Origin of the sequence: Vibrio sp. V23_P3S9T160 (genome assembly GCF_963886625.1) — a bacterium.
Taxonomy (GTDB): Bacteria; Pseudomonadota; Gammaproteobacteria; order Enterobacterales; family Vibrionaceae; genus Vibrio; species Vibrio anguillarum.
In genome coordinates, this window is record NZ_CAWPDB010000065.1 from 1 (window position 1) to 6,116 (window position 6,116).

The following is a 6,116-nucleotide window of genomic DNA, read 5'->3' on the forward strand; positions in this document are numbered from 1 at the left end:
ATATAATTTCGATGTTAATAAAACCCGTTATCAAGATCCAATTAAGAACGGCATTGAAAGTAATCACTATGCAGGAATAGATACCCTTAAGATGCTTTCTATCAAAGAATATGTCAGAAATCTGTTTAAACCTTCAGCATTTTCGGGTGCCGTTCCTAATGACTTAAACCGACATTGGGTTATGCATGGTCGTGGGCATATAAGCTCTAATAAGCTTGAAGCCTTACAACTATTTAATGCAGTTGGAACCTTGTTAACGGTAAAAACGTTGTGGGCAGAAATGTATTCAAGTGAACAAACCTTATAACAAAGCATTTAAGAGGGACAGCCAACGCGTGGCACTTTTATTATGCGTTGGTTTTTGTGATTACGGTGTTATGCGGTAAGTTGGTAGTAGCGTTGGCTGCCCCTTAATGCGGCGTTATGTTGCTGATATAAATTCTCATCGAAACACGGAGTAACAGGTGATACTAATTTGTTTGGATGATAATGGTTATCATTCGCTCTGTGTGCGCTTATTTGACGACTTTGTAATGTGCTGTGGGGTTGTATTGCTCGTGTGCGTTCTGCTTGTTTCTGCGCTTTCTAGGTGGCTTATTTTTGATTGCTGGGTTTGATTTGTGAGCAGCCTATATTTTTTCCTGCAATATTGTACGCTTTGGTCTTTACTTTGCACAGATATGCGCAGTGTTTAAAAATCTCCTGTTTTGATTTTACGTTGTCTCTATCAATGTATTTGTAAATTGGATTGCTTGAGGCTAGGTGAACCATGCCGGAGCTCTCGGTGTCTAAAATTCTGCACCACAAATCGTTAATTACTTTCATTAATCCACCAGCTCTAGAGCCGTTTGGGCAGCCAGCGGAGCGAGTTTTGCTGTAGTCAAGAAACAAAACACAATGATAGTGAGGTAGTTCAGAATTGTTCTGTTCTCTAACCCAGAGATACTTAGCGCTGTGCTGGTTGTACTGCTTGGATTTTAAGATTACATTTAATTTGGTGAAAAGTTTCGATATAGCACTGTTGTCGTACTCATGCTTGGCTGGAAATCTCAAATCAAATCTTATGTAGAAAGTTCGTTTGTATTGTGTTGTTATCGAATTAAAAATTGAATGAAACTTATCTAGATACTCTGTGACATATGTGTTTTCTTGATGTAGCTGATACTCAAGATAAATACCAGTGGTGATATGGTTATTCTTATTCAATAGTATTACTCCTATATTAAAGGTATATTATTATTTACCTGCATGGTTGATTCTGGATGAAATAAGTCTAGCCACGGTCAAGTGTGGCTTGATGAAGATTATTTCTGTGGAATTATCAGAAAAGATAGCGGAACGTAATTTATAATATCATGAAGTTTAAATTTCCAAAAATGTACGACGGCGTAACATAACAAGGCATTCAAGCGGATTCGCAACGCATGGCATTTTTAGCATGCAATAACAATTTTGGTTAGCGTAGTTTGCATTGAGTTATTTTGTTTGTTGCTCACCACTTAATGCGGCGTTATGCGCTATGAGCAATAATTTGAACTTACTCGGAAAGTGTTTGAGTACAACTAGTTCGGTATTGTTTGATTGCTATCCTCAGTCTGAATTTTCATCAACAAGCTAGGTGAACTCATGGTCATGAAATATTGCAACAGCTGTAAAGCAGATACTGAGCACAAAGAAACCTTAGAAAGAAAACCTTCAAGTTACGATCAGCAGAAATCAATTTTCGGACGATTTATGTTGTTTGTTCATGAGTTTATCAACGGTGGGCATTATTACAATATGAATCGCTATGTGTGCTGTAACGTTTGTAAAAACAAATCATTGGAAAATGTAGGTAAAGAGTTTGAGTAGCTCGCGCATAACAAACGCCTCAAGAGGGACTGTCAACGCGTGGCGTTTCCAGTCCCATTGAGCCGCGGTGGTTACAGTTGTTGTGTTTGAGTTTTGTGGTAGTGCGTTGCCAGCCCCTTAGGCGGGCGTTAGCTTACAGGTGAAATTTAGTATCTAGTGCATATTTTCTCATGTTTATATAGACACACAACTAAAGGAGAACACAGTGTTAGTTGAGCCAGAACTACTTAAACAAGTAGTCGAACTATCTTCTCTGAGTCCGTCAGAATCAAAGAGGTCTATACAAGAAGTCAAAGGATTGGTTGTATGTGAGAAAATAGCTAGTCTAACTGTATTAACTAAAGGTGGGCTTGATAAAGAGTTTGCTCGTGTGAATGAGTCGGTCTTGTTAGAGTTACGCCGAAAAGCTTTAGATTTAGGTGCGAATCTAGTTCTCTCCGTGCATCTTGAGCATTCAATGGCTCAAGCTCATGCTGGACTTGGAGATGCATTTTTTAAGTCTGATACAGGTAGTCTTTTGCTCTCGGTAATTGCACGAGGAGAGGCAGTAGTAGCAGAGTAACTAAGTAAGCTAACAAACGCCTCAAGAGGGACTGTCAACGCGTGGCGTTTCCAGTCCCATTGAGCCGCGGTGGTTATGGTTGTTGTGTTTGAGTTTAGTGGTAGTGCGTTGCCAGCCCCTTAGGCGGGCGTTATGCATTTTTTGAGAAAAGAGGAACTATGGTTGTTGAAGTCAGGCGAGCAGAGCCATCAGATGCTAAAGCGATAAAAGGAATTTATGAGTGCCCAAATGCTTACACTGGCACATTACAACTTCCGCTTCCATCGTCAGATATGTGGGAAAAACGTTTCCAGACTATTCCAGAGCATGTTTATGCGTATGTGGCAGTAGTGGACGGTGAAGTAGTAGGTAATTTAGGCTTTGAGCTATGTACCAATCCGCGACGCCGTCACGTAGGTACATTCGGTATGGGCGTCAAAGACGATGTTCAAGGTTTAGGTGTTGGTAGTGCTTTACTGAAAACGGTTATCGATTTAGCGGATAACTGGCTGAATTTGAAACGAATCGAATTGACGGTCTATGTGGATAACGAACGAGCGATTAATTTGTACAAGAAATTTGGCTTTGAGATTGAAGGTGAGTCGAAAGCTTATGCGTTCAGAAATGGCAGCTACGTTGACGTTTACCACATGGCTCGCGTTGTGGCACATGCATAACAAACGCTTCAAGAGGGACTTCCAACGCGCGGCATTTTCATTATGCGTTGGTTTTTGTGGTTACGGTGTTATGCGGAAACTTGGTAGTAGCGTTGTCAGCCCCTTAAGCGGGCGTTATGCAACTCAGATAAATTTAGGGGTTCAATCTTTTGAGGTTTCTCCGGCCATTCGTTTTGTGTTGTCGCAAATGAGCATTTTTACCCTAAAATTCGTAGTTTACTCAAGCCGTAAAACAGGCAAGGTTCTTTGTTTGCCTCAATGAGTTTTGGTGCTGGTTTGTTGTGAATTTAGCGGGCGCAAAGTGTGGAAAGGGCAAGTTAATCGAGCATTTTGCTTTTGCTGAAGGTTTCGCTCGTTGAGTTTGTCTCATTCAAAAGCTTGGTTTGTTGTTGAAAGGTGGGCTTTGTTTTGGCGGCTTATTTATCACGGTTCTGGCTTGGGTTGATTCTTGAATCACTCAACGATTGCAATTGTAGTTTTTGGTCGTGTAAAGTCAGTTTATCTCATTGAATTTGCATAACAAACGGCTCAAGAGGGATTGCCAACGCGTGGCGACTTTAGTACAAAATTGAAGTTCAGTGTTTACAGTGTGTTTTTTTAGTTCGGCTATGCGTTGTCAACCCCTTAGCCGGGCGTTATGCCTCTCGAAAGGTAAATATGTATGAAGTTTGANACGGTTCTGGCTTGGGTTGATTCTTGAATCACTCAACGATTGCAATTGTAGTTTTTGGTCGTGTAAAGTCAGTTTATCTCATTGAATTTGCATAACAAACGGCTCAAGAGGGATTGCCAACGCGTGGCGACTTTAGTACAAAATTGAAGTTCAGTGTTTACAGTGTGTTTTTTTAGTTCGGCTATGCGTTGTCAACCCCTTAGCCGGGCGTTATGCCTCTCGAAAGGTAAATATGTATGAAGTTTGATTTCCGCTTGGGAACGATAGATGAAGTTTTAGAGGTTGATGCTCAAATACCTGAATTTGATGGTAGAACAACAGCAAGTAAATTAATGGCTAAATTAACGGGTAAAACGCACTTAATTCTAATCGCAAGCCACAATGAAAAGCCAATGGCATACAAAATTGGTTATGAGATTTCTAATACTGAGTTTTATAGCTGGCTTGGCGGAGTTGATCCAAATTATAGAAAACAAGGTGTTGCCACCAAGCTACGAGAGCAACAAGAATTATGGGCCCTTAATCACGGTTATAGTGCCATTAGTGTAAAATCGATGAACCAGTATCAAGCGATGTTGCAGTTGCTTATTTCTAGTGGTTATCAAATATCAGGTTACGAAGATAATGGTTGCACTGCTACTAGTAAAATTAAGTTTATCAAACAGTTAAACCAATAGGCATAACAAACGCTTTAAGAGGGACAGCCAACGCCTGGCATTTTTACTATGCGTTGGTTTTTGTGATTACGGTGTTATGCGGAAGCTTAGTAGTAGCGTTGGCTGCCCCTTAAGCGGGCGTTATGTGAATAGGAGAAGTTATGAGCGATAAATCTGGCAATGACCAATGGTCATATTTGTTGAGTTCGGGTTCAAAGGGTAGTCAATCAAAATCGCCAGACCTTAGGCGGCTCATTCCTGAACCTGAGCTGTTAATTCCAGATACAAGGTCAAGAACTGAAAGGCAGGACGATTTTGAAAAAAAACTTAAAGATTTAGATAAAAATGCGATTGAAAAATTAAAGCTTTCATTGGCGCATTCACAATGGGACAGTAACATCATACGTGACGTTGATCTGGCATTGGAAAAGTTATTAAAGTTCTATAATGATTTCGAGGATCTTAATTCGCAAGAAAGTAGAAAAATTGCTTGGAAAGAAAAAGATTTGAAGGTTGAGGCCAAGTATGATTGGAAGGCAAAATCTAGACTGTTTTTTTTTCGAGTACTCGCATCGGTGCTGTTCATAGTTACCTTGTTCACTATCGGTTATATTGAAAAAGAGTATGACTGGGCAACTTTACCTATGTCGAAATACATAACGACAATACCTTCTTCTGTGTCGAAATAATTCACATAACAAACGGTTAAAGAGGGACTGCCAACGCGTGGCGGTTTTTATTCAAATCAGTATTTGTGATTACGGCTGTTATTTTAGGTTCAGTGTTTAGCGTTGTCAGCCCCTTAACCGGGCGTTATGACACAAGAGGACATCAGTATTAAAGAATTATCTTTTGAACCCGAAATTCTGAAAGTTGATGCTATTGAATTTCGTCCATTTATGATCGAATGTGCATTCGACTACTATCAAGTTTGTATTGAATCTCGTCATCAAAGGATGGGCATACAAACCGTTATGTCAGCGCTAGCAATTGAAGTACTCTTAAAAAGTTTCAACGCCAGAGTTACTGGTAACGTTGGGCGGCTAGATGAAACTTATGAGTTTGATCGGAAAGCGGCAATCTCGAAAAATTCTAATGCACATGATTTGATCACTTTGTATGAAGCATTGCCGTCAAATTTGCAAAATTATCTATTCGATGACATCGATTTAGAAATCCTCGAAGTGAATCGAAGTTTATTTAGTTCTAGTCGATATGTATATGAAGCTAAAGCAAATAAAATCCACAATGATGACATTATTAAACTGGCGGCTAGGCTTATTTGTAAAATTGTGTGCCTTTACCGTAAGCAAAATTGTAATGACCCGTTTATAAACGAGTTTGATGTAGAAAAGCTCTTTTTGAGCCATAATCATCCAGTTTGGTGGTAATTGTGTCATAACAAACGCTTAAAGAGGGACAGCCAACGCGTGGCATTTTTACTATGCGTTGGTTTGTGTGGTTACGGTGTTATGCGGTAAGTTGGTAGTAGCGTTGTCTGCCCCTTAAGCGGGCGTTAGGCAAGGTGAGTTTTTATCAGCTAAATCGAGTTGAAATTGAACGGTAAATTCAATGTTTTCTGGCTTAAGTTAAGCAATAAATAGTCATCACATATTTGTTGTTTCTTGATCGCGTTGAGTTGTTTTTCGTTGTGAGTTTAGCGGCAAAATAACCTTCAGCATCCAACGTCCGCCGAGCATGCTACGCTCGTCACTTTT

The 6,116-nt window shown here is 39.9% G+C and carries 8 protein-coding genes; 7 read left to right on the forward strand and 1 reads right to left on the reverse strand.

The genetic code is table 11. The annotated features are described in order from the left end of the window. Positions 1 to 307, forward strand: a 307-nt coding sequence (locus AACU59_RS03615; protein WP_202598784.1) for a hypothetical protein, incomplete at its 5' end; no start/stop codon positions are given. A 287-nt stretch (positions 308 to 594) separates the two neighbouring features. Here the strand turns inward: AACU59_RS03615 and AACU59_RS03620 are convergent. Next, entirely contained in the window at positions 595 to 1,206 is a 612-nt protein-coding gene (locus AACU59_RS03620; protein WP_161437582.1) for a YagK/YfjJ domain-containing protein, read from the reverse strand. Between the two features lie 420 nt (positions 1,207 to 1,626). On the opposite strand from AACU59_RS03620, the gene AACU59_RS03625 reads away from it, so the two are divergent. From AACU59_RS03625 to AACU59_RS03650, 6 genes are all read left to right on the forward strand, one after another. Next, positions 1,627 to 1,851, forward strand: coding sequence for a hypothetical protein (locus AACU59_RS03625; RefSeq protein WP_000245187.1), 225 nt, complete (start codon positions 1,627 to 1,629; stop codon positions 1,849 to 1,851). Positions 1,852 to 2,056: 205 nt separating this feature from the next. Next, positions 2,057 to 2,413 carry a hypothetical protein gene (locus AACU59_RS03630; protein WP_032469477.1) on the forward strand — a complete coding sequence of 119 codons (357 nt, stop codon included), beginning with the start codon at positions 2,057 to 2,059 and terminating at the stop codon, positions 2,411 to 2,413. A gap of 158 nt (positions 2,414 to 2,571) precedes the next feature. Beyond that, positions 2,572 to 3,069 (forward strand): GNAT family N-acetyltransferase, encoded by a 498-nt coding sequence (locus AACU59_RS03635; protein WP_094145621.1) that lies wholly within the window; start codon positions 2,572 to 2,574, stop codon positions 3,067 to 3,069. A gap of 909 nt (positions 3,070 to 3,978) precedes the next feature. Then, positions 3,979 to 4,419: a GNAT family N-acetyltransferase gene (locus AACU59_RS03640; RefSeq protein ID WP_025739799.1), complete on the forward strand. Its 441-nt coding sequence runs from the start codon at positions 3,979 to 3,981 to the stop codon at positions 4,417 to 4,419. A gap of 140 nt (positions 4,420 to 4,559) precedes the next feature. Next, positions 4,560 to 5,087 carry a hypothetical protein gene (locus tag AACU59_RS03645; RefSeq protein WP_094143232.1) on the forward strand — a complete coding sequence of 176 codons (528 nt, stop codon included), beginning with the start codon at positions 4,560 to 4,562 and terminating at the stop codon, positions 5,085 to 5,087. 126 nt (positions 5,088 to 5,213) lie between these two features. After that, positions 5,214 to 5,789, forward strand: a complete 576-nt coding sequence (locus AACU59_RS03650; RefSeq protein ID WP_161437583.1) for a hypothetical protein — start codon at positions 5,214 to 5,216, stop codon at positions 5,787 to 5,789. The last annotated feature ends 327 nt before the right edge of the window (positions 5,790 to 6,116 follow it).

What these genes read in the sequence shown, in the direction of transcription:
- AACU59_RS03635 (WP_094145621.1), top strand. Translation starts at nt 2,572, where the DNA reads ATGGTTGTTGAAGTCAGGCGAGCAGAGCCATCAGATGCTAAAGCGATA.
- AACU59_RS03645 (WP_094143232.1), top strand. Translation starts at nt 4,560, where the DNA reads ATGAGCGATAAATCTGGCAATGACCAATGGTCATATTTGTTGAGTTCG.
- AACU59_RS03650 (WP_161437583.1), top strand. Translation starts at nt 5,214, where the DNA reads ATGACACAAGAGGACATCAGTATTAAAGAATTATCTTTTGAACCCGAA.
- AACU59_RS03640 (WP_025739799.1), top strand. Translation starts at nt 3,979, where the DNA reads ATGAAGTTTGATTTCCGCTTGGGAACGATAGATGAAGTTTTAGAGGTT.
- AACU59_RS03625 (WP_000245187.1), top strand. Translation starts at nt 1,627, where the DNA reads ATGGTCATGAAATATTGCAACAGCTGTAAAGCAGATACTGAGCACAAA.